This window comes from Pseudomonas sp. AOB-7 (assembly GCF_003696305.1).
In the GTDB taxonomy this organism is placed as follows: Bacteria; Pseudomonadota; Gammaproteobacteria; order Pseudomonadales; family Pseudomonadaceae; genus Aquipseudomonas.
Map to the genome: position 1 here is coordinate 1 of NZ_RFFK01000053.1, position 548 is coordinate 548.

A 548-nucleotide genomic window follows, 5' to 3' on the forward strand; every position below is an offset into this window, starting at 1 on the left:
TCACGATCCATGACCCAGGCAAGGAGAGCACTCATGCCAACACCCGCGTATCTGTCCCTCGAAGGCACCAAACAAGGTCTGATCACCGCTGGCACCTTCACCGAGGACTCGGTCGGCAACATTTTCCAGGAAGGTCATGAGGACCAGATTCTGGTGCAAGCCTACAACCACCAGGTCATCATCCCGCGCGACCCGCAGTCCGGCCAACCGACCGGCCAGCGCGTACACAAGCCGCTGATGATCACCAAGGTCTTCGACAAGTCCTCGCCGCTGATCTTCAACGCCCTGACCTCCGGCGAGCGTCTGAACAAGTGCCGTCTGGAGTGGTACCGCACCTCCTCCACCGGTACCCAGGAGCACTACTTCACCATCGAACTGGAAGACGCCGTGATCGTCGACGTCCAGTCGCGCATGCCGAACTGCCAGGACCCGAACATGGCGCACTTCACTCACCTGGAAGACGTCTACTTCACCTACCGCAAGATCGTCTGGACCCACGAAGTCTCCGGTACTTCCGGCTCCGACGACTGGCGTACCCCGATCTCCGC

Annotated in this window: 1 protein-coding gene; it reads left to right on the top strand. The window is 60.4% G+C overall.

Annotated elements, in window-relative coordinates; all coding sequences use genetic code 11:
• Positions 1-33: 33 nt before the first annotated feature.
• On the top strand, positions 34-548 hold a 515-nt coding region (locus tag EA796_RS22965; protein WP_003241180.1), incomplete at its 3' end, for an Hcp family type VI secretion system effector.